Genomic DNA, 24,122 nt, shown 5'->3' on the forward strand with positions numbered 1-24,122 from the left:
ATCCTACATACAACCACCCATGCACACACCATGCCACACCTCCCCCCTTGCGGCCGTCGTGGCGGGCGCACCATGCCATAGCGTCGCCCATCCGGAAACTGACCAAATGGTCGAAGCCTACGTTCCCCTTTGACGCGCTGCGTCTGTGCCAGATTGACACACCGTCCTTTTGTCCCGCCGGGAGCTTTTCTCACCCGGGTCACTGCTTACATTGTCGCCACTTTGAAGCGCGACGGCCCCCCAGGCGAACCGCCCTTTTTTCCCGAACGGAGAGCCCACATGTTACAACACTTCACCTCCCACGAACGTGGCACCACCCGCACAGCCTGGCTGAACTCTCGCCACACCTTCTCCTTTGGCGCCTACCACAACCCGGAACGCTCCGGGTTTCGCGCGCTTCGGGTCATCAACGATGACATCGTTTCACCAGGCGCCGGCTTCGATCCCCATCCCCACCGCGATATGGAGATCATCTCGTATGTCGTCGAAGGCGAACTCGTGCACCGCGACTCCATGGGCAACGGCTCGACCATCGGCCCCGGTGAGGTCCAACGCATGAGCGCGGGGACCGGTGTACGCCACAGCGAGTTCAACGGCTCCGACACCCAACCGGTGCGCTTCCTCCAGATCTGGCTCCCGCGGGACACCCCGGGACTCTCGCCATCCTATGAGCAGAAATCCTTCGATCTTCGGGGATCCCCCAATACCTTTCACCTTATCGCGGCCCCGCAGGTCGATGAGAATGCGCTGAGTATTCACCAGGATGTGCGCATCGTCGCCGCCTATCTTACACCCGGCCACTGCGTCACCATGGAGCTGGACGACAAACGCCATGCCTGGGTCCAGGTCGTGAAGGGAACGCTCACCGTCAACGACCAGAAACTCTCCGCCGGCGACAGCCTGGCCGCCAGCCAGGAGCCTCGCCTCACCTTCGAAGCCAGCGAAGACGCCGAAGTCCTCCTCTTCGACCTGGCATAAGCTCATCGTGGCCGCGCTCACCTGCACTCCTCACGCAGGCGACTTGCGCCCACCGGCGCACGCGGGCATCGTCGGCGCCGCGCTCCTCGCCCCGGCCTTCTCTCCTACGGATGCCCGCACTGCCATGGCCCAGACCTATTTCGCCACCACCCAGCCCGGCCTCGAAGAGGCGCTGCTCTCGGAGCTTCGCGACCTCAAGATCAAACGCCCGCGCATGGTCACCGGCGGCGTCGAGTTCGACGCCACCTACACCACCCTCTACCAGGCCAACCTGGCCCTGCGCTCGGCCACCCGCATCTGGCTGCGCCTCGACGAGTTTCGCGCCCGCGACACCTCGGAGCTCTTTCGAAAATGTCGCCGCTTTGACTGGGAACGCCTCATTCCCCCGGAGCTGGCGCTTAACCTGCGCGCCAGCAGTCGGCAGAGCCGCATGGTCCACACCGGCACCATCACCGAGGTCGTCGAAGAGGCCATCTCCCAGCGCTTTGTCGAAGAGCTGGGCCAGCCGGCGCCCCTCTTCTCCTCTGGCGACGACGCCCAGCGCATTCTCATTCGCATTGATGGCGATCGCTGCCAGCTCAGCCTCGACAGCAGCGGCTCGCGTCTCCAGCGCCGGGGGTGGCGCACCGAAGCCGGACCTGCCCCGCTGCGCGAGAACATCGCCGCTGGCCTCCTTCTTCAGATCGGCTGGCAGCCCCATCAACCCCTGCTCGACCCGATGTGTGGCAGCGGCACCATTCCCATCGAAGCCGCGCTGATGCGTCAGCGCATCGCGCCCAACCTCGCGCGCCGCTTTGCCTTTGAGCGCTGGGCCAACTTCGAGGCGGCCCGCCTCGACAAAGTCCGCACCGCCCTGCATCGCCCGGCACCGACGTCGCCCCCCGACCCCTCGCCAATCGAAGGCTCCGATCGCGATCCGGACGTGCTTCAGGCCGCCCGCGCCAACGCCCGCCGCGCCGGCGTCGATGCGCAACTTCATCTCACGCTCGCAACTCTTCAGGATCGGCCCGCTCCCGAATCTACGGAGCCGGGCTGGATTCTGACCAACCCACCCTACGGGGAGCGACTCGCCACCGGCGACGCGCTCTCCTCCCTGTTTCATCTCTGGCAGTCCCGCCTGCCCACCTGGTCACTGGCCTTTATCTGGCCCCGGGAGCGCGCGGACCAGGTGCGCAAACTCGCCGGCAACCGCCTCCAGAGCGTCGCCACCGTCTTCAACGGCGGCATCTCGGTGGACCTGTGGATCGGCACGCCCCCTGCAGCCAAATGACGACCGTAGACCGCACCACGCGGCATACGCTCCCTCAACAAGACATCAGGCCGTAGCGACATCGACGTACCTCGCAACTTCACCACCACGAAGTTCACCCTCCCTCTCGAGAGGACGCGATGGCACCTCAGACGCCCTGGAAGTTCTTTGGCCGACCCAGCCGACACCTTGAGCGCATTCGTAGAAAGCTCGACGCCATGTTTGAGGGGCGCACGCGCCGCCCCGCCGAAGCGCACCAGCAGGGCGATCCGGTGCTGGTGGCGTTTACCCCCGGGGGTAAAGCCAAGATCTACCATTTTAAACGCCCCCCACGGCCGCCCCGAGCCGACTACACGGCGCCTACCCTCCGGGAGCTCGGGCCGGCGTGCCACCGGGAGACCTTCCTGCAGCGGGTCCCGGCAACGCCTCGGCTCTCAGCCGAGGAGCAACAGGAGCGCCTGGACCAGGATCAGCCCGTCTAGACCTCCCGCGTAGTAGAGTTCGCCGGGGGGACGGCGCGCCGCAAAGCGGCGCTTGCCAGCCAGCAGCAAGCCGAGCGCAGCGAGGCTGGCGAGCGCCGTGGCCCACTGCCCGAACGCCACCCCACACAGCCCCCGTAGCAGGGCCGAGAGCACCACCACCGAGGCCGCGACCTGCGCGATGTCAAAACAACGCGCCTCCCCCAGTCGCCCGGCCAGCGTCAAGACACCGCCCAGGCGATCGCTTTGCAGATCGCGCACATCAAAAGGCAACGTGAGCGCGTAAATGAACAAGGTGCGCTCCCCCACAAGCCACGCGGCCACCTGCGGGCTCACCGCCGCTCCCGACTCCACCAGCGGCAGCCCGCAGGTCACCGCCGCCCACACCAGCGCGGTCGCCGGCGTCTTAAAACCCGGCACATCCTTAAGACGAGCGCTCCTCCAGACGAGCACCGGGAGACTGTAGCCCACCGACACCATCCCGGGCGGAATCAGCGCCAGGACCGTCTCCAACCGAACCCACCACAGCGAGAGCCCCGCACCAATCAGCCCCACCCCGATCAACGCACTCATCGTCCGGCGGTGCCCCTGCAGCCACACATGGCGCACGCTACCTGCCAGACGATCTTCCCCCCGCCCCTCCACCCAGCGATCCAGACTGTACACCGCCAACGTCGCGCAGAAGACCAGCGCGCCCAGCCCCGCCAGCTCACCCGCCGGCGTGCCCCAGAGATGCCCGCTGCCCAGCGTGAGCGCCCCGGCGCCGGCAGCCACCAGCACATTGGAGAAGATCAGGGCTTTTAGCAGGCGTTTCACAGACTCAACCTCGTACGTCGACGCCTCCTTAAGTATCAGTCACGCCCACGACGCTCCACCCCTCATCCACTCCCCGCGTCCCTTATGCAGGCTTCCCTTGATGCATCCAGCGCAGCCTCAACGCCCCTCGGACCGCTGAATCCCGGCTCAGAAATCTTGATCCCCCGGCCGTGGTCTGAAAGGGTGGCCGCCCCGATCCACACTGAGTGCAGGCGACCCCGATGAAACTCGAGTTTTTTAACGCGTTTGAGATCCCCGAACCCCAACGTGATCAGCTCTTTCGCAAGCTCCACACCCTGATCCTGCTCTATTTTCCCCGGGCGCCCTACCAGCACTTTCTCGACCAGTACCTCTACGAGGGCATCGAGTGCTGCCGGGGCGTCCTCCTCAAAGAAGGCGACAACATTCGGGGGTTTCAGCTCGTCGCCTCGATGCCGGTCACCCTCCACGGGCAAAAGTACACGGTGCTTCGCAGCGTCGTCGCCAAAGATCGCGAGCACAACTCCCGGGGCTCCCGAAGTTTTGAGCGCTTTGGCCCCCGCGAGTTGATTCGTCAGGCCCTACGCGCGCACCTGCAAGGGCGAGAGCCCTGGCTCATCGCCCAATCCGCCGGCCCGGTGACATACCTGCGCCTCTCCCGCTACTTTCCCGCAATTCTTCCGCCCACCGCCCTCGACGCCGACGTCCCCTCGGAACTACGCGCGACCTTCGATGGGCTGGCCGACCTCTGCCACATGCGCACCGACCACCCCGAGGGCTGGTCCATGTCCGAGGGCCCCTACTACCCGATCAGCGACCACGAGCTTCAGAGCTGGAAACAGCGCCCCGAGCCGGCGTTGCGCCGCTTCTTCAAGGAATGCCCCCGCGCCGGCCAGGGCCAGGTCCTGGTCTTTGCCGTCCCGCTCACGCTGACCACCCTCCTGAGCCTGGGACCGCGAACGATCCTCACGCTCCTCAACAAACGGCGGCGAGCTCGACACCAGACGCAGGCCAGCCCGCAAAACTAACTCTCCGGCAGGGCGCGGTGACAACGAAGGCCCGCTCCCCGGCCCTCTTCTCTCTCGCCCCCCAGTGCTTCCGCCCCACTACGGCGTCAGATACGCCCGGGCCCGTTACGCAAGAAACGAAAAACCCGCGAAGCAAAAGCTTCGCGGGTTTCTCCAAAAGTCGGGGCGACAGGATTTGAACCTGCGACCCCTTGCACCCCATGCAAGTGCGCTACCAGGCTGCGCCACGCCCCGACATTTCCGACTCGCTGCGGCCCCGTGTTGCAGGCCCTCGTCGAGTGGAAGGCTGTAATACCCATGCCAGACTGACCCGTCAACACCTTTTTGAAATAATTTTTCTCCCCCCCTCTTTCGGCCCTCATCCCAACCCTTGAACTTTCCCGATCCGCGATCCATCATGCGCTGCCCTCGTCGCCCCCCCGGGTCGACGCACGCCAGGATGGCAGGGGCACGCGAAAACGTATGGGGCTGGGAGCAGCCCCTGAGAAGCAGGTCTTTGAGGTGCGATCGTGAAAAAAGTCGTCGCAATTGCCAACCAGAAAGGGGGCGTGGGCAAAACCACAACCTCGGTGAACCTGGCAGCCTGCCTGGCCGCCGAGTCGTGCCGGGTCTTGTTGATTGACCTCGATCCCCAGGGCAACGCCACCAGTGGCGTGGGGGTGGACCGCCTGGAATGTGACACCTCGATCTACGACGCGCTCGTGGGCACCCGCACCATCTCCGGGCTTATCCGCGCGACCAACACCGAGAACCTGGACCTGATCCCCAGCACCACCGACCTTGCCGGCGCCCAGATCGAGTTGGTCAACGCCGGCGATCGCGAGTTTCGCCTGCGCAAAGCCTTAGAAGAGGTCCCCGAGGAGTACGACTTTATCATCCTCGACTGTCCGCCCTCGCTGGGCCTCCTCACGATCAACGCGCTGGTGGCCGCCAACACCGTGCTCGTACCCATCCAGACCGAGTACTACGCACTGGAGGGGCTGGGCCACCTCCTGCGCACCATTGAGCTTATCCACGAGCATCTCAACCCGGCTCTGACCATCGAGGGCATCCTGCTGACCATGTACGACTCGCGCACCAACTTAAGCGAGCAGGTCGCCACCGAAGTCTCCACCCATTTCGGCGAGCTTGTCTTCCAGACGGTGATCCCCCGGAACGTGCGCCTGGGGGAGGCGCCTTCGTTCGGGATGCCGATCAGCGAATACGACCGCAGCTCCCGCGGCGCGATTTCCTACCGCGACTTTGCCCGCGAGTTCCTCAAGCGTAACGGGCATCAGGGGCACAGCGCCTCGGCCTGAGCAGTCATCCAAGGAAAATCATGGCACCGACCGACGACCAGAAGTCCGGGCGCAAGGCGCTCGGCAAGGGCCTGGGCGCGCTCATCCCCAAACAGAGCGAGAGCGCCGAGAAGCGCGAGTTCATTCGCCTGCCCATCGCCCGCATCGACACCGCGCGCCCCCAGCCGCGCACCTTCTTCGACGGCGATCGCATCGAAGAGCTCTCCGAGAGCATCAAAGAAAGCGGGCTGATTCAGCCTCTGGTCGTGCGCGAGCGCCAGGGACGCTACGAGCTGATTGCCGGGGAGCGCCGCCTGCGCGCCTGCAAACTCGCCGGGCTCAGCGAAGTACCGGTCGTAATCAAGGATGTGACCGAGACCGAGGCCTACACCCTGGCTTTGATCGAGAACATTCAGCGCGAAGACCTCAACCCGGTTGAAGAAGCCCTGGCCTACCAGAAACTGCTGGATGACTCGGGCCTGAGTCAGGCCGAGCTGGCCACCCGCGTGGGCAAATCCCGCAGCGCCCTGGCCAACTCCGTGCGCCTGCTCACCCTCTCGGAATTCGTGCTCGACCTGGTCGCCAGTGGCGAGCTCAGCGCCGGGCACGCCCGCGCCATCATCACCCTGGAGGCCGAGCCCGCCGAACGCCTGGCAGCCCAGGTGGTGGCCGAGGAATGGTCGGTACGCGAGACCGAAGAGTACGTCCGCAACCTCAAAGAGCCCCCGCCGCAGCGCGCCAAACCCCAGCGCATTCGCTACCGCGATGATGCCCTGGTGCGCGATCTTACCGAACGCCTCCAGCACCGCCTGGGCACCCGCGTCAAAGTCAAAGATCGCCAGGGCAAAGGCAAAATCGAAATCTACTACGACGATCTCGAGATCCTTCAGTCGGTGCTCGAACGCATCCAGGTCGACGACGAGCCTGGCCCCACCGAGTAAGGGTAGCCCTCCAGAGAGCGACGAGCCCGGCGTGGACGCGCCGGGCTCGTCTTGGTTCTTTCCCCCTCTCTCCCCGGCGCTCAGCCGCAGCAGCCCTTTCGGCCGCAACGCGCGGCGACATCCGGCTTAAAGTACGCCTCCAGAAACTCTGGCGAGAAGACCTGCGAGGCGATCTCGGGCTCTACCTCCATGGCCTGGCGCACCCAGTACTGCACGATATCGGCATCGGAGCGCGTGGCGGCCTCACGGATCAGGCTGATGGCCGTCTCGCGGTGGTAACTCTTCCAGAGTTCTCCGATGGCGTGGTCCCAGAGCGTGGGTTGCTCCTTTGGCGAGGCCGACTCCACCGCTGCCAGCACGCCGGCAATCTCCCCCGTACGCATGGCCTGCTCCAGGGGTTTGGTCAGGCGCCCCGCCCCGAACTGCCAGAGCACCACGGCCACCGCCGCAATCGCCATCACGATCATCCACCAGGTAAGTGCCATCGTCTCCGCTCACTTGTGTTTAGATAAGTCCATTCGCCCGCTCGCCACGCTCACTCTACACCCGCACGCAAGCTTGCGTACTTGCCCACAGATAGCCCTGTAGCCTGCAAGGAGCAATCACCGCCTCGCCATGCCCCGGGCGCTTCACCCCAAGTGTGGCTTGACGCCGCCGACAATAGTAGCGATGCCCATCGCAGGCAATCGGGCCCCCCAAAGGCCACAATGCTCGGGCCGCTGTGCTTCCTGAAGGACGCCAACCTCCGGCCCCTCCTTTTTCAAACGCAAACGAGTGCACCATGGAACATCTGATCCCCTCCCGTCTTCGCAACACCTTCAACGATCTGGGCCTGCTGATCCTTCGCCTCTGGTTTGGCGGAGCGATGCTCTTTGCTCACGGCATGCCCAAACTTCAAACCTTTTCTGAGAAAGCCAACCTCTTTCCCGATCCTCTCGGGCTCGGAAGCCAGCTCAGCCTGGTACTGGCCATCGGCGCCGAGGTGGGCTGCGCCCTCCTGCTGATGCTCGGCCTGGCCACCCGTCTGGTCAGCGTTCCGCTGGTCTTCACCATGGCCGTGGCGGCCTTTGTCGTGCACGGCGACGATCCCTTCAGCAAGCAGGAGTTCGCCCTGATGTACGGCTTTGCCTACCTGGGGCTCTTCTTCACCGGCCCGGGTCGTTTCTCCCTCGACCAGCTCATCTCCCGCAAAAAGGGCGCTCGCCACTCCTGAGTCAGCCCCCCGGCGGCCAGGCCGGCCTTGTGCACAGCGGGCGCACGCGCTTTACTTCGATCCCCCCATCGAACCGAAGCCCGGGAGCAGCCCCTATGCAACGCATCAAACTCCACTGGTGGATCCTGATCGGCATGGTCGCCGGCGTCGTCTGGGGCATGGCCCTGCATACCGCTTACTACGACACGCTGCTGGAGCAGGCGCGCCAGGAGGTCCTGGGACCGGGCTACACCTCCGAAGCCCTGGTCGGTGCCACGCGCGAGATTCAGTCGGAGCTCAGCCGCCTGGTCCGCGAGACCCCGCCGGGGGCCGCGGCCCATGGTCTGGCCGAACTCTTTCTGGCGCTGCTCCGCATGCTGGTCATCCCCCTGGTCTTTGCCTCGCTGATCTGCGGGGTGACCGGCATGCGCGACTTCTCCCGGCTGCGCCGCATCGGCGTGCGCGCTGCCGCCTGGTACGTCACCACCAGCCTGCTGGCCATCCTCCTGGGCCTGCTCCTGGTCAACCTCCTGGAACCCGGCGTCGGGCTTCAGGTCCCCCTGGCCGTGGGCCAGGTCGAGATTCCGGAGCCCACCGGCCCCTGGGAGATGATCCTCTCGGTGGTCCCGACAAACGTGGTGGCGTCGGCGGCCAACTTCGATCTGCTGGGCGTGATCTTCTTTGCCCTGCTCTTTGGGCTCTTTGCCCTCCGCGTAGAAGAGCGCTTTCTGGAAACCATCGATGGCTTCTTCCAGGCGGTCTTTGCCGTGATGATGAAGATGACGCTCTTTGTCATCTCCCTGGCCCCGGTGGGGATTGCCGCGCTGATCGCGCGCCTGATCGCCATGACCGGACCGGATGCCCTGACCAGCGTCGTGGGCTACGCCGCCACGGTCGCCGCCGCGCTCCTCTTGCACGGTCTGATCACCCTGCCCCTGCTCTTCTGGCTGCTGACCCGGCGCAACCCCTACACCATGCTCGGGGCGATGAGCGCCACGCTGCTCACCGCCTTCTCTACGGCGTCCTCCTCGGGCACCCTGGGTATGACTCTGGAGCAGCTCGAAGATCGCGTGGGCGTCGACAACCAGGTCGGCGGCTTTGTCCTCCCCTTAGGCGCCACCATCAACATGGACGGCACCGCCCTCTACGAGTGCGTGGCCGTGCTCTTTGTCGCCCAGGTCTACGCCACGACCCACCCGGAGTTCGTGCTCACCTTCGGCACCCAGCTCACCATCGTGATGCTGGCGCTGATGGTCAGCATCGGCGCCGCCGGCATCCCGCACGCCGGCCTGGTGATGATGGTCATCATCTTCGAGGCCGTGGGCCTGCCGCTGGAGCTCATCGCCCTGCTCTGGGCCATCGATCGCCCGCTGGACATGGCCCGCACCATGATCAATGTCTGGAGCGACTCGGTGGGCGCCACGACCATTGCCCACCTGGAAGACGCCATCGACGAGTCGGTGCTCTTTGCGCGCGGCGCCGACGCCATCCCCTGACCATTTGCCCGCACACAACAGGAGATTTATGAGCTGGGAAGACGCCTGGCAGCAGGGACGCACCGGCTGGGACGCCGGTCAGTCCTCTCCCCTTCTTCAACACCTTGTCGCCTCCGGCGAACTCCGCGGTCGCCACGCCCTGGTCCCCGGCTGCGGCGCGGGCTACGACGTGGTCACCCTGGCCGAGAGCTTCGAGGTCGCCACCGGCCAGGATCTGGCCCCCACGGCCCGGGCCCGCTTCGAAGAGGTGCGCGCACAGGCCGGCATCTCGCCGGAGCGCGCCCTCTACCTTACCGGCGACTTCTTCCACGACGATCCGGGCGCCCCCTTCGATCTGGTCTGGGACTACACCTTTTTATGCGCCATCGATCCCTCCCTGCGCCCGCGCTGGGCCGCGCGCATGGCCGAGATCATCGCACCGGGAGGGATCCTGGCCGCCTTGATCTTCCCGGTACTCCAGGACCACCCCGAGCGCGAAGCCGAGCGCATGGCCCAGGGCCCGCCCTTTCCGCTGCGTCCGGCCGATGTGGAAGCCCTGATTGCCACCGACTTCACCACCCGACGCCTGGAGCCGGTGCCCGCCCGACTCAGCCACCCGGGCCGTGAAGGCCTGGAGTGGCTGGGGCTCTTTGTGCGCCGCTAGCCTCACCCCCGCTTCCCGCTGCGCGGCCCCAGCACCACCCGATCCAGGGCCAGCGAGCCATCGGACTCAATGTGCAGAATCGCCGCGTAGCGCTCGCTATGAAACCCGACCCTCCCGGCAGCCCCGGGATTGATCCACAGCGTGCCCCCCACCCTCCCGACCACCGGAATATGGCTATGGCCGACCACCAGAACGTCGGGCCGAAGCCGGGCGATCAACTCCCGCGCCGCCGCCCGGGGGCGCTTCGGCGAGCCGGCAATATGCAGGGCGGCAATCGTCGTGGCGCCGAGCTGAATCTGGGCCTCCAGCGGAAAAAAACGCAACTCCCCCCCGTCGATGTTGCCCCGCACCACCGTCACCGGCGCGACCCTCTCCAACTGCGCGATCACCGCCATCGTGCCCACATCCCCGGCGTGCACAATATGCTCGACGTTTTTGAATACTTCGAGCACGTGTTCGTCGAGCCACCCGTGAGTATCCGACACCAGCCCGATGCTTCGGCGTCCCATCACCACCTCTCTGCGTTCTCTCAAACCCGCATTATGACTGACCCGTCACGACGCGACGTGTCTAAAAATGATCTTGCACCCCACCATTCTCCTGTGCACGATGGCGCCAACTCGGGTCGAGAAAAGCTCCCTTCCCTGGCGCTTCTCGGCCCGAGGCGTACGAAACGCTGGTACCATGCAGGACTCTGAATCGTCACGGTAACACCACTCGACGTGAGGAGGCCGGAACGTTGCCCGGCCGCCTGTAATGGATGACCCCCGAGTCATCACAACCAAGGAGCAGTAAATGAAAATGAATGCGCAATTGCGTTGGATGTTCACCCTGGCCGCCGCCGGTAGCCTGACTGTCGCGATGGTCCCCGAGGCCGACGCCGCCCGCCGTGCCAGCCTGGGTCAGAACCGACTGATCCTGGACAAAAACGACGTCTACCTCTTCCCGCAGGCCGCCACCGAGTACAACAACCTGCTCAGCCTGGAGTACGGCGCGGCGCCCAATGCGGGCTCCGGCCTGGTGCTTCTGGGCAATGAGTCCTTCGCCTACGGTCTGGGCATCTACCGCGGCGACCTCCTCAGCCCTGGCACCTACCCCTACAACCTGGGGCACCCCAACCTGGGCAACGTTGCCAACCCGCTGCCTGGCCTGGTCGATCAGCCCCACACCATCCTCGACTTCTTCGTCGGCGCCGACATGGGCGGCGGCTCCGCCGGTGCGCGCCTCTCCTTTGGCAACGGCGCCACGCGCCAGGTCGACGCCGAAGACGTGGTCGATTCGACCTCGCATACCTTCGTTGGCCTGACCCTGGGCTACTCGATGCTCGGTGACACCCGCGTGGACACCGGCCTGAACATCCAGTTCAACTCCGGCAACCAGATCAACGGCGGAGACGACGTCCTCGACACCAACCGCCTCTTCGTCGGCGCCACCGCCCGGGCCTACCTGCCCATGGCCGAGCGCACCGAACTCGGTGTCCTGGGTGACATCAACTTTGAGAGCCGCGGCGCAACCACCCGCTCCTATGACGCCAACGGCGTGGAGACCGGCAGCAACGAGGGCGGCACCACCGCTTTCGGCCTGGTTGCCGGTGCCGGTCCGGTCTACCACATCAAAGAAAACACCACCCTGGCCGGGTACGGTCTGCTCGGCTTCTCCACCAGCAGCACCGATCTCGACAAAGATACCGACTTCGACGGCACTGGCATGACCAACCTGCTCCTCCCCGGTCTGCACGTCGCCGCCGACATCCAGCTGCTCGACTGGCTCTACTTCCGCACCGGCGCGCAGTACTCCTACAGCGTCACGATCGCTTCCAGCGAAGAAGATCCCAACGCCGGCAACAACGTCTCCGACTCCAGCAGCATGAGCGGCCGTGCCAGCAACTTCGGCTGGCGCGCGGGCCTGGGTGTGGAGCTGGGTAACTTCACCCTCGACGGCGCCTTCCAGTCCGGCTTCATCGTCAACGGCCCCGACTTCCTCGGCGGCGCCGGTGGCGGTATGTTCACCTCGGTGGCCGCGGGCTACAGCTTCTAAGGCGGACGCCACACCTTACGTATTGAGTCGCCCCCGGGCGGCTTAACACCAGACCTCGAGCGCCTTTTGGCGCTCGGGGTTTTTTAGTTCGTGTGCCACATCGACCAGGCCCCTTCCGCCCTCGTCAGCGCGCATCTCTCCTCGGCCCCCCTGTCGGTCGTCCCTCCTTGCCCCCCGGCTTTTCTTCGGGGCGCATACCCGGCCTTCCCCGGCCCCCCATCAGCGATCCTCAGCCTCACAGCTCACCCCTTCGCTTCATACCAGCCCCTTCCTTTCAGGACGCGCCTCGGCCCCTCCTCGACGGCCTCCGTGCGCCTGCTGGCTCCCTTCCTTCACCGGACGGGCCACCTGCTCGTCTGCGCCAGGTCCACGTTCTGCCTGCCGATCAAAAAACCCCGGAGCGCGCTGCGCGCGCCCCGGGGCCCTTTTAACCTTCGTTGGCCGAGATATCCCCGGCCCGATCCTCCCGCTTAGCTTTCGCCCTGCGGGGTCACCGACGATGCGCCCGCCGAGGCCTGTCCTTCGCTGGACTGACCGGTCACGCTCTCGAACTGCTCGGTGGAGATCCCCATGCGGCGAGCGCGGCGCAACCACTGCTTGCGCGCCATATCCCGCATGTCCTGCTCCACGTCGGACTCATCCACAATCTCCAGGCCCAGCAGCGTCTCCACCACATCCTCCATGGTCACCAGCCCGGCAATACCGCCGTACTCATCGACGACCACCGAGATATGATGCTGCTCGGCCACAAAGAGCTCAAACAGCTCCCGCACCGAGATATTCTCCGGCACAAACTTGATATCGCGACGGTGCTCCACCAGCGCCGTCTCCTCCCGGTCGCGGGCCATATCCAGAAGCAGATCCCCTTTGAGCACGTATCCCGTGATCTCATCGGTCTTCTCCCGATAAATCGGGATGCGCGAGAAGATCGGATTGGGATGCGCCTCAAAAAACTCCGCCACCGTGGTGTCCTGCTCCACCGCCAGCAGTACCGTGCGCGGGGTCATGATGTCGCGCACCCGCAACACCCCCACCCGCAACACATTCTGCAGCAGACGGGACTCCCCGATCTCCACGACTCCCTCCTGCACACCGATCTCGGTCATCGCGCTCATCTCTTCCCGACTCAGCTGCGGCTGCGCCTCCTTGGAGGAGAGCAGACTCATCAAGCCCTGAGAGATGATGACCAGGGGGAAGCTGATAAAAATCAGAATCGGCAGCACCCGCGCCACCGGCGCGCTCAGCGCGCGCCAGTAATTGGCGCCCACGGTCTTGGGAATGATCTCGGTCAGGAACAGAATCGCCAGGGTCATCACCCCCGACACCAACCCCACGTAGCCCTCGCCCCAGATCCGCGTGGCCTCGGCGCCGACGCCGACCGCCCCCACGGTGTGGGCGATGGTGTTAACGCTCAGGATTGCCGCCAGCGGCCGATCCACATCGCTCTTCAAACGATGGAGCAACTCACCGGTGGGCGCGCCCTCATTGCGCAATGCAGCCACGTAGGAGGGCGTCACGCTCAGGAGCACGGATTCCAGCAAAGAGCACAGAAACGATGTCCCCAGCGCAAAGAGCGCATACAAAATCAACAGTGTCATCGGGTCATTGTCCTCGCGCTTGCGCGCTGGTTAACGCCTGACCAAAGGCAACAAATTCTTCAAGCAACTCCACCAGTTGCTCGTGCAATTCAGCATTGGCGAGCCCGCCATCCTCGGCAAACGCCAGATGAGCCTGCGCCAGCCCGAACATCCGCGGGCTCACCACCGCGCCCGTCGCCTCCAGCGGAATCCGAGTCTGCCACAGACCGCGATTACCGCCCATCATTGACGGTGACGCACTCATTAAGAGCAAGGGCTTACCACGAAGTGGCACCGGACGGTAGCGCGAGACCCAGTCCAGGGCGTTCTTCAGGTAGCCCGGAATCGACGCATTATACTCCGGCGTCACTACGATCAGCGCGTCCGCCGCCTCGATCGCTTCTTTAAAGTCATCGGCCCCCTGCGGGAAGCCCTGCGCCTGGAGGTCCGGGTTGTACAGCGGCATCTCAAACTCGGCGAACGAGCGCCGCTCCACCGCCACGCCCTCCATCGCATCGAGCGCCTGAGCGGCCACCTCCCAGAGCTTGCCGTTCCATGAGCCCTCACGCAGCGAAGCTGCAAAGCCCATCACCTTCAACATCGTGTTCTCCTTGTATCAGAACGCTCTGACACCCTGAGTTCGCACAAAAAAGCGGCGCCCCCGAACCCTGGTTCGGAGGGCGCCGCCCCGCGTCTAAGACCTCACGGCCTCAGCCGCGTGTCTTACTTGGACTTCTCGGCACGCTTGGCTTCGTACTCCTTGATCAGCTCTTCCTGAACCGAGCGCGGAACCGGCGCGTACTTGGAGAACTCCATGGTGTACTCCGCCTTACCCTGAGTCGAGCTACGCAGGTCGTTGGAGTAACCGAACATCTCGCTCATCGGCACATCGGCCAGCACCACCGCGTAGCCCTGACGGGTACGCGAACCGGTGATCATACCGCGACGCTTGTTCAGGCCACCGAGCACCGCCCCGGAGAACTCCTCGGGCGACTCGACCTCAACCTTCATGATCGGCTCAAGGATGACCGGGTTGGCCCGACGGTAGGCCTCACGGAACGCCGCCCGCGACGCCAGACGGAACGCCATATCGGAGGAGTCGACCGCGTGAGAGTTACCGTCGACGATCGCCGCTTTCACGTTGACCACCGGGAATCCAATCAGCGAACCCTCGTCCATCGAGTCCTGGAAGCCCTTATCACAGGAGGGCTGGTACTCTTTGGGGATCACACCACCGGTGATGTTGTTGATGAACTGGTAGTGCTCACCTTCATCGGCCGGCGCCAGCCAACCCACCACGCGCGCGTACTGACCGGAACCACCGGTCTGCTTCTTGTGGGTGTAGTCGAAGTCGGCCTGCTCGGTGATCGTCTCGCGGTAGGCAACCTGCGGGGCGCCGACCTCAACATCGACACCGTACTCACGGCGAATACGCTCGATGTAGACCTCCAGGTGAAGCTCACCCATCCCACCGATGATGGTCTGGCCGCTCTCCTCGTCACGCGAGACGCGGAAGGTCGGGTCTTCCTTGGAGAAGCGGTTGAGCGCCTTGGAGAAGTTCTGCAGACCGTCCTTCTTCTTGGGCTCGACGGCAAAGGTGATGACCGGGTCCGGCACGTGAATCGAGGTCATCGTCACCTCGATATTGCCATCGGTGAAGGTATCACCCGAGGCGCAGTCGATACCGAAGAGCGCCACGATATCGCCGGCGGTCGCCGTATCGATGTCGTGCATCTCTTCGGAGTGCATACGCACCAGACGACCGACCTTGTGCTTGTTCTGGTTGCTCATGTTGTAGATGAAGTCGCCCTTATTGAGCGTCCCCTGGTAGATGCGGCAGTAGGTCAGCTGACCGTAGCGCCCGTCTTCCAGTTTGAACCCGAGCATCACCAGCGGCTTGTCCGGAGTCGGCTCAAGCTCAACCTTGGTCTCTTCTTCGTCCATCGCCAGCGCGTCGTAGCTCATTTCCAGCGGGCTGGGCAGGTAGCTGACGACGGCGTCAAGCAGAAGCTGAACACCCTTGTTCTTGTAGGCCGAGCCCATGAACACAGGGGTCATCGAGCGCGAGATCGTGGCGCGACGAATCGCCGGCACCAGCATCTCGGCCGTCACAGGCTCACCTTCGAGGTAAGCCATGGCGATTTCGTCGTCGAGATCGGCCACCGCCTCCACGAGCTTGGCGCGGTACTTCTCGACCTCATCCTTGATGTCTTCCGGGCAATCCTCGGTCCGGATGATCTCGCCGCCTTCACCTTCGAAGTAGTGCGCCTTGCGGGTAAGCAGATCGACCGCGCCAACGTGCTTGTCCTCCAGGCCGATGGGGTACTGCATGAGCACGGCGTTGTGCTTGAGCTGCTCACGCAGCTGCTCGGTCACCGAGAAGGGATTAGCACCGGAGCGGTCGCACTTGTTGATGAACGCCATGCGCGGGACGCTGTAGCGGCGCATCTGACGGTCAACGGTGATCGACTGCGACTGAACGCCGGCAACCGAGCACAGGACCAGAATGGCGCCGTCAAGAACACGCAGCGCGCGCTCAACTTCGATGGTGAAGTCGACGTGGCCCGGGGTGTCAATGATGTTAATGGCGTTTTCGCCCCACTTGCAGTAGGTGGCAGCCGACTGGATCGTGATGCCTTTTTCGCGCTCCAGATCCATGTTGTCCATCTTGGCACCAACGCCGTCCTTACCGCGGACGTCGTGGAACTGGTGGATGGTCCCGGTGTAATACAGAATACGCTCGGTGAGCGTCGTCTTGCCGGAGTCGATGTGGGCGGAGATCCCGATGTTACGAAGTTTGTTCAGGTCCATATTCCTACTCGGTTATGTTGAGACGATGGGCTCGCGCGGTTAGCGCGTAGCGCCTACCCCATTTCGGAGCACCTGTCACGTCGGTTGCCGATTTTTTTTGGTCGCCACGCTTCTCAGGAACGCGGCCACACACACCCTCGGGCCCCAGTGGCCCGACGCAACGCCGACTTTGTTCTCACCCCGTGGGGGCGTCTGCAGGCCGGCGGCTCGCCATCAAACAACGCGGCGCCAGCGTCGCGGTGGCTAACGGGGGCGGAATCTATAGCGGCTCGGTGAAAAATATCAAGCCCCATACCTCTGCCCTACACTCGGCCAACAACGCAGAGCCTTCGATGCTTCTTCCCGCCCGCAAGCTTTGACCCCAAAACCCGCCTCGTCTACCCTGCGCGCGAAGTCGCCCCTTAAAACGTCCTCCCCCCTCATTTCGGATGCTCGTGACCGGCCGCTTTGAGCCTGGCCGAGCCCCTTAATACTTGTGAACTCTGGAGCCTTGTATGCCTTATTCACGTGCGTCCCTCTCTCTACGATGGCTGGCTCTGACCGCAGCCCTGGCCCTCTCACTGAATGCCTGCAGCGACGATGTTCCCTCGGGGGGAGGCGACGGCGAACCCGACACCGACCTCACACAACCTGACACTGACACCGACACAGGTGGCGGCCCGCAGCCCGATGCCTCCGAGGATACCGACGTCGCGCCCGAGCCGCCCGCCTGCAACCCGGCCGTCGACCCGGAGTGCCCCTGCAACGCGGGACAGTTCCGCCGCTGCTTCTCGGGGGGCGACCCGGCGGCGATCCCGGCTGGCTCAAGCTGCCAGGCCGGCTTCCAGCGCTGCGTCGACGGGCAGTGGGCCGAGACCTGCGAGGGAGAGGTTCTTCCGCCAGACGGCGGCGACTGCGCTCCCCCCCTAAACCCGCAAGAGTGCCCGGGACACATCAACGAAGCCGGCGAGTGCGTGGAAGGCCCCGGCAGCGACCCGGCCGACCCCAATGTGCTCTGTCAGCAGGGCTCCACCGGAGGCCTGGGCGATCGCTGCTCCTGTGAAGTGCCCGAAGGCGGCGAGGACTACCTGCGTGAGGATCAGCCCTGCTACACCGGCCCGGTGGAAACCCTGGGTGTGGGGCTGTGCAAGGCCGGCGTGCGCAGCTGCCAGGCCGACGGCCAGTGGGGCACCTGCTCCGGTCAGATCACCCCTGAGGCCGAAGTCTGCGGCGACAGCCTGGACAATGACTGCGACGGGGTCGTCGACAACGGCTGCGAGTACTGCCCTCCCGGCGTCACCGACTGCGAGAGCGGCCTCATTGAACTGCCCTGCCCCGACGGCTCCCCGCGCAACGCCTGCGGCAGCTGTGGCGAAGTAGCCGAACGCGAGATCTGCGGCGACGGCCTGGACAACGACTGCGACGCGCGCGTCGACGAGGGCTGCGGCTGCTCGGCCAGCTCCCAGGCCTGCTACACTGGACCTGCCGAGTTCGCCGGGGTGGGCGCCTGCCAGATGGGCGTCCAGCGCTGCGCTGGCGAGTTCTGGGGCGCCTGCGAGGGCTCGGTGCTGCCGACCCCCGAACTCTGCGGGCCTGACGGGACCGGCGACAACATCGACAACGACTGCGACGGCGAAGTCGACGAGGGCTGCGGCTGCGCCGAGGGAGACACCCGCGCCTGCGGCACCGACACCGGCATCTGCCAGCGCGGCACCCAGACCTGTTCCGCCGGCCAGTGGAGCGCCTGTCAGAACGCCATCGCCCCGGGCCCCGAGGTCTGCAACGGGGAAGACTCCAACTGCAACGGCATCATCGACGACGGCCTGCGCAACGCCTGTGGCGAATGCCAGGGCCCCTGCTACGTCCATGACTCCGATCCCGCCGCCGGCGGGGTCTTCGACGGCGGCGCCGAATTTGTGGATGCCACCGACGAGAACAACCCTACCGGGCGCCCCGGCGTCTCGCTGACCCGCCAGTCCTTCTTCCCTCCCTACCTGTGGGCGGCAAACTCCTCAGGCACCCTCAGCCGTGGCACCGTCTCGAAGTTCAACACCGATACCGGCGAAGAAGACGCCCGTTACTGGGTAGGCCACAACCCCAGCCGCACCGCCGTGGACCTCGACGGCAACATGTGGGTCGTCGGCCGCAACGACGGCCGTGTCACCAAGGTCCTCTGGGATACCACTGCCTGCGGCCCTGGCGAGACCTCTCGCCGCCTGCCCGACGGCTCGGTCACCCAGGTCAACTCCTCGGGCGCGCCCCTGGCCGACCCCTGCGTGGTCTACAGTAAAAACCCCTCCACCGAGGCATCGAACAACACCACCTCTTACAACAGCGGGCGCGGGGTGGCTGTCGACCCCCAGGGCAACATCTGGATCGGATACTCCGCCCACGACGGCGCCGTCCAGCGCATCAGCCCCAACCCGCCCTACCAGGCCAGCGACATCTACGTTCCCTCCAACATCCCCACCTACGCGCCGGACGCTGACGGCGTGCAGCGCCCTACCGGCGCCACCGCCAGCGCCGGTCAGGTCTACGGGCTGGTCGGTGATTCCCAGGGCTACATCTACGCCGCCGCCCTGTGGGACGGCGTGGGCCTGCCCCGCTTCAATACCCACACCCTGGAGTGGGACCGCTACTACACCGGCTTCAACTGCGGGGTGTACGGCATCGCCGTCGACGCCGATGACCGCATCTGGATGGCCTGCTCCGGTTCGGACTGGGGCCCCAACCACGGCGATGCCGGCGGCGGCGTGGCCGTCTTTGACCCGGCCACCGAAAAGGTCCACCGTTTCTATGTCCCCAACGCCATGCAGGGCGTCGTGGCCGACCCGGCGGTGCATAACGGCCAACAGGTCGTCACCTCCTGCCCCAGCACCACCAGCTGCGCGCGCAGCTGGCGCACCCACGCCATCGCCGTCGAGCCGGCCACCGGCGATGTCTGGGCCGCAGTTCGCAGCAACGGCCACCTCCTGCGCCTGCACTTCAATGAGACCAACCCGGCTCAGAGCACCTGGTCCTTTATCCCCGCGCTGCGCGAGGGTCAGGGCTGGATTAATGGCATGACCAGCGGCGGCGACATGCGCGGCGTGGGCTTTGACCGTCTGGGCTACGCCTGGCACCTGGGCATGAGCTCGCAACTGATCTTCAAAGTCGACCCAATCACTGGGGACACCCTGGGCGGCTTCCCGGCCGGCACCGATGGGCACTACACCTACTCGGACTTCACCGGTGCCACCGCCTTTAACTTCACCGCCCCCCGAGGCTTCTGGCGTTACTACTTCGACAGCGGCTTCCCCACCGCCATCCTCGACGAGATCACCGTGGAGGCCACCGTGCCCGCCGGCACCTCTCTGGGCGTGCGCGTGCGCGGGCGCGACCTCAACGGCAACCCCACCTCGGGCTGGGTCCCGGTCGACCAGGCTCAGGGGTCCAGCGACTATCTGGACTACCCCACCGGCGCCCTCACCCACACCTTCGACATTCGAAGCGCCGGCGCCGCGGTGCAGGGACAGGAGTTCGAGATCGAGGTCCGCATGACCACCGACGACTCCGACGTACGCCCCTTCCTCCACGACCTGCGCATTGAGTGGTCGCGCCCCTGACCTCCCGCCTCGCCCCCGGACCTTTTCTCCCACGGCTCCGGGGGCGAGCCGCTCGGGGCTACATCCCCGGAACCGGCCCAAGGGGCACCAGGACATCCTCGAAAGCGGTCTTTGCGTGACCGCCTGTCGCGGTCGACGACCGCCGCGGCTCAGCGGCCAGACCTTAATCCCCGAACACGCGTCGAGAGGTCCGCGTCCGGCCCCCGACGAAAACTTGCAGGTCCCGGGCGCCGTGGTAGGTTGGCGCCGAGATAACTACGCACTCCTGCGCGCCCTTTACGGCCGAGCGCGGACGGCGCGCACGGACGCGCGCTCCCCGCCTCCCCCCCGGCCCCGTGCGCAGGGACCGCGACCCCAATGCGTTGCCACGGAGGGCAGTCATGGCGGCTAAGAGCGCGACAAGCTCATCCTCAAAGAAAAAATCCAGCGCCAAAACCGGTGCAAAATCAGGCGCCCGAGGCGCGTCGACCCCGAAGGTCAACGGCACCTCCTTTGCGCTGCAGCGGGAACTGGGCGGCGTAATCCTGCTGGCGCTGGCCCTGGTACTGCTCCTGGCCATCGCCAGCTTCAACCCTGCCGATCTGACCCGCGGAGAGGCCCCTCCCACCAACCTGATTGGGCCCTTCGGGGTCTGGGTGGGCGGCATGCTGCTGACCATCTTCGGGCTGGGCGCGTTCTTTGTGAACGCCCTGCTCTGGTACTTTGGCATCTCCATGCTCCTGGGCCGCCAGATCGAGGCCCGCGCCGGCGAAGTCTTCGGACAGTTTATCTTTGTCCTGGCGGGCACGGTGCTGGGGCACCTGGCGTTGAGCGGCTACCTGGTGCTCGGCCATGAGCCCGGCGGCTGGATCGGCGCGTTCACCGGCGAGCTGATGCGGGGCGCGGTAGGTACCGTCGGCACGGCCATTCTGGCCGGCTCCGCCCTGCTCATCGGCGGGGTGCTCGTCACCGATCTGAGTCCCGGAGCGGTCGCCCGCTGGGTGGCCGGGCGCATTCAGCGCCTGATGGCCTGGGTGCGTCACCGCCAGGCGGTGCGCCGCGAGTTCAAACAGCGCTACCAGGAAGAACGCGACCGCCTGCTGGCCGGCGAAGAACTCACCATCGCCGAAGAAGCCCGTCAGGAGGCGGAGCGCTCGGTTCGCGGGCTGGCCCCCGATCGCTACGACTTTGAAGAAAGCCTCGACGACGAAGTCGAGCGCAAGGTCGCCGGCCGACTCGCTCGCCTCTTCGGCCCGCGTCTGCGCAACGCCGAGCTGGCCGACGACGCCCCCGAGGAGCCCGCGTCCAAACGCCCCAAACGCGACAAAAAGGCCCCGGCAAAGTCTGACACCGACACCGACACCAAACGCGCCGAGGCTCCGGCACCGCCCAAGGCCCCCGAAAAGGACCTCGACAAGGACCAGGGCTGGGAGCTTGGCGAGCTGCCTCATACCGATCCGGATTTGAGCCAGGGCCCCATCCCAATCGCCGGCCTCGATGAGGCCGGGCAGACCGCGGAAGTCATCGAGGTCAGCGACACCCAGGTTATCGACATGCGCTCGGAGCGCCAGGCCAGCGGCCCGGTCAAGGGCGACTTCGGTCCCCAGATCGTCGAGAGTGAGGCCACCCGCAAGGCCCGCGAACGCCAGCAGATGTTGGAGAATGATTCCGACGGCGGCCTGCTCTTCAAGCCCCAGAAAAAGGGCAACTACGAGCTCCCCCCGATCAGCTTCCTCAACTTTGACCGCGGCGAAGAGGTGGCCATCGACTCCGATGCCCTGCGCGAGATGGCCGCCCAGATCGAGAAGACCCTGGCTGACTTCAAGGTAGAAGGCTCCGTGGTCGAGATCTGCCCCGGTCCGGTCATCACGATGTTTGAGTTCAGCCCGGCCCCGGGCGTCAAGCTCTCCAAGATTGCCAACCTCTCCGACGACCTGGCCATGGCCCTGGCCGCGCACAGCGTGCGCATCGTCGCGCCGATTCCCGGCAAGGGCGTCGTGGGCATCGAAGTTCCCAACCCGGCCCGCGAAATGGTCTACCTCAAGGAGATCATTGCCGATGAAGCCTTCGCCGATAACAAGAAGATGAAGCTGCCCCTGGCCCTGGGTAAAGACACCGAAGGCGGTCCGGTCATTGCCGACCTGGCCAAGATGCCGCACCTGCTGGTCGCCGGGGCCACCGGCGCCGGTAAATCGGTGGCGGTTAACACCATGATCTGCAGCCTGCTCTACAAGCACACCCCGGACGACGTGCGCATGATCATGGTCGACCCCAAGATGCTCGAATTCAGCATCTACGCCGACATCCCGCACCTGCTCCTCCCGGTGGTCACCGATCCCAAGCAGGCCACCGTCGCCCTGAACTGGACCGTCCAGGAGATGGAGCGCCGCTACCAGGCCCTGGCCGACATGGGCGTGCGCAACATCACCGGGTACAACGAGAAGGTCGAGAAGCTCACCAAACAGGCCGAGCTCGACCAACTCAACGGCCTCGACGATACCGAAGCCCTGCGCGCCCTGGGGATCGATCACAGCGGCAACCCCGAGCACCGACGCCTGCCCTTCATCATCGTGATCATCGACGAGTTCGCCGACCTGATGATGACCGCCTCCAAAGACGTGGAGACCGCAGTGGCTCGCCTGGCCCAGAAGGCCCGCGCCGCCGGCATTCACCTGATCCTGGCCACGCAGCGCCCCTCCACCGACGTGATCACCGGCCTCATCAAAGCCAACTTCCCCACCCGACTGGCACTGCGCGTGACCAGCAAGACCGACAGCCGGGTCATCCTCGACGCCAACGGCGCCGAGAACCTCCTGGGCAACGGCGACATGCTCTTTGTCCCCCCGGGCACCAGCTTCTTGCAGCGCACCCACGGGGCCTACGTCTCCGAGAAAGAGATCGACAAAATGGTCGAATTTCTCCGCGGACAGGGAGAGCCCAACTACGACGAGTCGATTCTGGCCGACGATGGCGAGGAGGACGAAGGCGGCGTGGCCGACGAGGATAAGGACGAATTCTACGAGGAGGCCGTTCGCCTGGTCGTGGAGTCCGGCCAGGCCTCCATCTCCATGCTCCAGCGCAAGCTCCGAGTGGGCTACAACCGCGCCGCCCGCATGGTCGACATCATGGAAATCGAGGGCATCGTCGGCTCCTCCGATGGCTACAAGCCCCGCGAGGTCCTGGTGGACGTCTCTCCCTATTAACGAGGCGCCTCTCCCCCACCTCCGCTCGCCACCTAAAAAAACGCCGCGTTCCGCGGCGTTTTTTATTCTAGCTATGGTTCCCGCCGCCCCCAAAGGGGCCCGAGCTCCCGTAGAGCGCCTCGCGCACCGAGGCGTACACATCCCGGTGCGCCAGCTCCGAGAATCCCTGCCAGAAGGTTTTGACATCACGGCGACTCGAATCGGGAAAGGTGTCGCAGACCGGACAGGCCACCGGTGCCAGGCCCACCTCCTCGACCCAGGCCTCGATCTTGCGCTCTTCCACCAGAATCAGCGGGCGAATCGTGGTCACCGGGTGGGTCTCCGCCGGGGTGGCCGGTTTGAGCGGGTCCAGGCGGCTGCCAAAAAGCAGGTTCAAAAAGTACGTCTCCACCGCGTCGTCCAGGTGGTGGCCCATCGCCAGCTTGGTGTAGCCCCGCTCGGCACAGTGAGCATTGAGGATGCCCCGGCGCATGCGCCCACAGATCGCACAGGGGATCTGCCCGGGCTTCAGCATGCTCTGCACCACCGAATGCGTATCGCGGTCAATAATCTCCAGCGCTACCCCCAGACGAGTCATCGCCTGCTGGAGTCCCTGACGGTCAAAGCCGGGTTGATTCTGATCCAGGTGAATCAACGTGACCTGAATATCAAAGTCATCTCGGGCTGCGATCTCCAGCATCGCGGCGGCCAGCAGCAGGGAATCTTTCCCCCCGGAGATCCCCACGGCAACGTGGTCCCCGGGCACCACCAGCTCAAAATCTCGCAGCGCACGCTCCACGAGTTTCATCACCGGGCGACTCACCGGCGGACGTTCGACAGAAGAAAGAGGGGCAGCGCTCATGATGGGCTCGGG

19 protein-coding genes and 1 tRNA gene are annotated in these 24,122 nt (G+C 65.2%); 12 read left to right on the forward strand and 8 right to left on the reverse strand.

Annotated features, from left to right (window positions below; translation table 11 throughout):
• Positions 1-279 precede the first annotated feature (279 nt).
• The 3 genes from DL240_RS03585 (at position 280) to DL240_RS19545 (ending at position 2,709) form a co-directional block, all read left to right on the forward strand.
• Complete coding sequence (locus DL240_RS03585) at positions 280-978, forward strand: pirin family protein (RefSeq protein ID WP_111728477.1); 699 nt, start codon at positions 280-282, stop codon at positions 976-978.
• A gap of 43 nt (positions 979-1,021) precedes the next feature.
• Positions 1,022-2,248 carry a THUMP domain-containing class I SAM-dependent RNA methyltransferase gene (locus DL240_RS03590; RefSeq protein ID WP_158542328.1) on the forward strand — a complete coding sequence of 409 codons (1,227 nt, stop codon included), beginning with the start codon at positions 1,022-1,024 and terminating at the stop codon, positions 2,246-2,248.
• A gap of 119 nt (positions 2,249-2,367) precedes the next feature.
• Positions 2,368-2,709 (forward strand): hypothetical protein, encoded by a 342-nt coding sequence (locus DL240_RS19545; protein ID WP_146618078.1) that lies wholly within the window; start codon positions 2,368-2,370, stop codon positions 2,707-2,709.
• Here DL240_RS19545 and DL240_RS03595 read toward each other — a convergent pair.
• Complete coding sequence (locus tag DL240_RS03595) at positions 2,662-3,522, reverse strand: UbiA prenyltransferase family protein (protein WP_111728479.1); 861 nt, start codon at positions 3,520-3,522, stop codon at positions 2,662-2,664. The genes DL240_RS19545 and DL240_RS03595 overlap by 48 nt on opposite strands.
• Positions 3,523-3,743: 221 nt before the next feature.
• Between DL240_RS03595 and DL240_RS03600 the strand changes: the two genes are divergently transcribed.
• Positions 3,744-4,529: a hypothetical protein gene (locus DL240_RS03600; protein ID WP_111728480.1), complete on the forward strand. Its 786-nt coding sequence runs from the start codon at positions 3,744-3,746 to the stop codon at positions 4,527-4,529.
• Positions 4,530-4,689: 160 nt separating this feature from the next.
• Here the strand turns inward: DL240_RS03600 and DL240_RS03605 are convergent.
• Positions 4,690-4,763: transfer RNA gene (locus tag DL240_RS03605), tRNA-Pro, on the reverse strand.
• Positions 4,764-5,038: 275 nt separating this feature from the next.
• Between DL240_RS03605 and DL240_RS03610 the strand changes: the two genes are divergently transcribed.
• Both DL240_RS03610 and DL240_RS03615 read left to right on the forward strand, forming a co-directional pair.
• Positions 5,039-5,827: a ParA family protein gene (locus DL240_RS03610; protein WP_111728481.1), complete on the forward strand. Its 789-nt coding sequence runs from the start codon at positions 5,039-5,041 to the stop codon at positions 5,825-5,827.
• A 20-nt stretch (positions 5,828-5,847) separates the two neighbouring features.
• A complete protein-coding gene (locus tag DL240_RS03615) occupies positions 5,848-6,747 on the forward strand; it encodes a ParB/RepB/Spo0J family partition protein (RefSeq protein WP_111728482.1) in 900 nt (299 codons plus the stop codon).
• 80 nt (positions 6,748-6,827) lie between these two features.
• On the opposite strand, the gene DL240_RS03620 is transcribed toward DL240_RS03615, so the two are convergent.
• Positions 6,828-7,232: a hypothetical protein gene (locus DL240_RS03620; protein ID WP_111728483.1), complete on the reverse strand. Its 405-nt coding sequence runs from the start codon at positions 7,230-7,232 to the stop codon at positions 6,828-6,830.
• 296 nt (positions 7,233-7,528) lie between these two features.
• Here DL240_RS03620 and DL240_RS03625 point away from each other — a divergent pair, with 296 nt between their 5' ends.
• The 3 genes from DL240_RS03625 to DL240_RS03635 all read left to right on the forward strand — a co-directional run bounded on the left by DL240_RS03625 (position 7,529) and on the right by DL240_RS03635 (position 10,078).
• Positions 7,529-7,960 (forward strand): DoxX family protein, encoded by a 432-nt coding sequence (locus DL240_RS03625; RefSeq protein ID WP_111728484.1) that lies wholly within the window; start codon positions 7,529-7,531, stop codon positions 7,958-7,960.
• A 95-nt stretch (positions 7,961-8,055) separates the two neighbouring features.
• Positions 8,056-9,435, forward strand: coding sequence for a dicarboxylate/amino acid:cation symporter (locus DL240_RS03630; RefSeq protein ID WP_111728485.1), 1,380 nt, complete (start codon positions 8,056-8,058; stop codon positions 9,433-9,435).
• A 28-nt stretch (positions 9,436-9,463) separates the two neighbouring features.
• Positions 9,464-10,078 carry a methyltransferase domain-containing protein gene (locus DL240_RS03635; RefSeq protein WP_158542329.1) on the forward strand — a complete coding sequence of 205 codons (615 nt, stop codon included), beginning with the start codon at positions 9,464-9,466 and terminating at the stop codon, positions 10,076-10,078.
• A gap of 2 nt (positions 10,079-10,080) precedes the next feature.
• Here the strand turns inward: DL240_RS03635 and DL240_RS03640 are convergent, their stop codons facing one another.
• On the reverse strand, positions 10,081-10,587 hold the full coding sequence (locus DL240_RS03640) for a metallophosphoesterase family protein (RefSeq protein ID WP_111728487.1): 507 nt from the start codon (positions 10,585-10,587) through the stop codon (positions 10,081-10,083).
• Positions 10,588-10,873: 286 nt separating this feature from the next.
• Between DL240_RS03640 and DL240_RS03645 the strand changes: the two genes are divergently transcribed.
• Positions 10,874-12,115 carry a hypothetical protein gene (locus DL240_RS03645; protein WP_146618079.1) on the forward strand — a complete coding sequence of 414 codons (1,242 nt, stop codon included), beginning with the start codon at positions 10,874-10,876 and terminating at the stop codon, positions 12,113-12,115.
• Positions 12,116-12,585: 470 nt separating this feature from the next.
• Here DL240_RS03645 and DL240_RS03650 read toward each other — a convergent pair whose 3' ends face one another.
• From DL240_RS03650 to fusA, 3 genes are all read right to left on the reverse strand, one after another.
• A complete protein-coding gene (locus tag DL240_RS03650; RefSeq protein WP_111728489.1) occupies positions 12,586-13,713 on the reverse strand; it encodes a CNNM domain-containing protein in 1,128 nt (375 codons plus the stop codon).
• Between the two features lie 4 nt (positions 13,714-13,717).
• Positions 13,718-14,293 (reverse strand): NADPH-dependent FMN reductase, encoded by a 576-nt coding sequence (locus DL240_RS03655; protein ID WP_111728490.1) that lies wholly within the window; start codon positions 14,291-14,293, stop codon positions 13,718-13,720.
• A gap of 122 nt (positions 14,294-14,415) precedes the next feature.
• Complete coding sequence (gene fusA / locus DL240_RS03660) at positions 14,416-16,503, reverse strand: elongation factor G (protein ID WP_111728491.1); 2,088 nt, start codon at positions 16,501-16,503, stop codon at positions 14,416-14,418.
• Positions 16,504-16,997: 494 nt separating this feature from the next.
• On the opposite strand from fusA, the gene DL240_RS03665 reads away from it, so the two are divergent.
• Positions 16,998-20,087, forward strand: coding sequence for a MopE-related protein (locus DL240_RS03665; RefSeq protein ID WP_111728492.1), 3,090 nt, complete (start codon positions 16,998-17,000; stop codon positions 20,085-20,087).
• 380 nt (positions 20,088-20,467) lie between these two features.
• Positions 20,468-23,269, forward strand: a complete 2,802-nt coding sequence (locus DL240_RS03670; protein ID WP_111728493.1) for a DNA translocase FtsK — start codon at positions 20,468-20,470, stop codon at positions 23,267-23,269.
• A gap of 67 nt (positions 23,270-23,336) precedes the next feature.
• Here the strand turns inward: DL240_RS03670 and DL240_RS03675 are convergent, their stop codons facing one another.
• Positions 23,337-24,110 (reverse strand): tRNA 2-thiocytidine biosynthesis TtcA family protein, encoded by a 774-nt coding sequence (locus DL240_RS03675; protein ID WP_111728494.1) that lies wholly within the window; start codon positions 24,108-24,110, stop codon positions 23,337-23,339.
• Positions 24,111-24,122 lie beyond the last annotated feature (12 nt).

This window comes from Lujinxingia litoralis (genome assembly GCF_003260125.1).
Lineage (GTDB): Bacteria > Myxococcota_A > Bradymonadia > Bradymonadales > Bradymonadaceae > Lujinxingia > Lujinxingia litoralis.